1 protein-coding gene is annotated in these 1,916 nt (G+C 55.8%); it reads right to left on the bottom strand.

The genetic code is table 11. From position 1 onward, the window contains the following. A partial coding sequence (locus tag P4L78_RS01370; RefSeq protein WP_309326477.1) for a PKD domain-containing protein occupies positions 1 to 1,916 on the bottom strand: 1,916 nt, incomplete at both ends.

Genomic DNA, 1,916 nt, shown 5'->3' with positions numbered 1-1,916 from the left:
CCGAGCGCGTCGGTTCTGCCGGCCATGTTGCCGTTGGCGTCGTAGACGAACTGGCTTGCCTTTGCCGGGTTTGCTGTGATGTCGAAGCCGATGGCTCCGGCCTGTAGAGTTTGGTTGGTGTTGAAGAGGAAGCTGGCCAGTGTACCGGCGGAGTCGGCCACGCTCTGTGGATTGTAGTTGGCGTCGTAATTGAACAGACGCAGGTTGCCCAGTTCGTCGGTTGTCGAAGTGGGTTCGCTGTACTTGTTGTAGGCCGTGGTACTGGTGGTGTTCTTGCTGGTCGCGGTTGCCGGGTAAGTGGAGGAGATCTTGTTCCCGTTCTGATCGTAGGCATAGGTTGTCGTATGGCCCAGAGGATCGGTCACCGAGGTCAGATTGCGATTGCCGTCGTAGACATTGGTGGTGGTATGGCCGAGCGGGTCGGTAGAACTCAGCAACATTCCATAGGCGTCGTACACCATGGTCGCCGTACCGACACTGCCATTCGCATCGGGCGGATAGGTGACGGTTGTGGTGTTGGTCGCCAGATTATAAGCGTAACTGGTGGTCTGGCCGAGCGCATCCTGCACACTCTGCAAGCGCCCGTTCAGCGGGAGCCCGTTGAGATCGGTATCCGTGGCGGTATAGTACGTGGTCACGGGCAGCGGGTTACTGCGGGCATCCGTTCCGCTGAGATACAGATGGTTCGCGTCGTAGGTGTAGGTACTCGGTGTTGCCGTATTGGGGTATGTGACAGTCGCGAGATTCCCCGAGCTGTCGTAGGTGTACGAATAGATGTTGCCCTGCGGATCGGTAATCTGCGTGATGCGATTCTGCGCATCGCGGACGAAGGGCACATTGAGACCTGTACTGCTGGTTATGCCATTTGCGGTGATGATTAGCCCGTTGCCACTTCGATCCTGAATCGATTGCAGGTTGCCGGCCGCACTTATGGTGTAAGAAATTCCATTTGGATCTGTGTAGATATATCCAGGCGGATTGTATAGGCCGCCATCGACGCAGATCCACATGGAGCCTTCGGGAAGCAGAAAATCGAAGTCATCGGCACAGCCCGGTGCGGAATCGGTGAGAGTTCCGTAGAGGCCCGGCTCGGGAGTGAAGGCCACGCCGTAGTACGGAAGGAAGCCATTGAACTGTGGCGCAAGATAGAAGGTCTTTCGTTGTCCACCCAGCGTAAACGTTACGTTGCCCGCCGGATCAACCGTGAGATTTACATTAATGCCAAGATTCCATCCATAGCCAAAATCACCGCTGGTGGCTGCATTCAGGCTGTCGTAAGTGCGTTGGATGTTGATGGAGAGTCCGGTCGCGGGAACAACCAGGTCCGTCACAGTTGCAGTGACACGGCCAGGCTTATAGTTGCCCACAACGGTAACCCGGATAAGAGTGTACTCGTTGTCGCCGTTAGCATCGGTGGCCAGTAACTGGATCCAGTAGGAGCCGTTCGCTAACATCGTGGTGTCCAGCGTGCCTATCTGGCCCGATCCGGTGGTGTTCGCATTCAGGACCTTGACGCTATTGGTGTCGTTTGCTGGGTAGTAGACAAGAGTGCCGCCCTGAAGCGCGATTCCAGGCGCAAGCGTGATCGGAACAATTCCGGAAACGGCGGAACCGTGCGTGGGGCTTGCAATCCATCCCTGCAGATCCTGCAATGGAGGATTCACCTGCACCTGCCACTGCACAGATCCACTGGTGCCCGCGGCATCGCTGGCGCTCAGTTGCAGAATGTATGTTCCCAGGCTGCTGAAGGAGACTGATGTCACAGCTTGATTCGCATTGGTGAAAGTAACAGTGCCCGGTCCGCTAAGCAGACTCCAGGTTATAGTGGGCGTAAGTCCGGTGCTGTCAGTTACTGTTCCATTCAACTGCAATGAGTTCGACAAAGTAACTGAATTGTTTGCCGAAATACCAATGGT

The organism is Silvimonas sp. (genome assembly GCF_031291215.1).
Lineage (GTDB): Bacteria > Pseudomonadota > Gammaproteobacteria > Burkholderiales > Chitinibacteraceae > Silvimonas > Silvimonas soli.
Note: the sequence above shows the minus strand (reverse complement) of the source record. Positions and strands in the feature narration are given on the sequence as shown.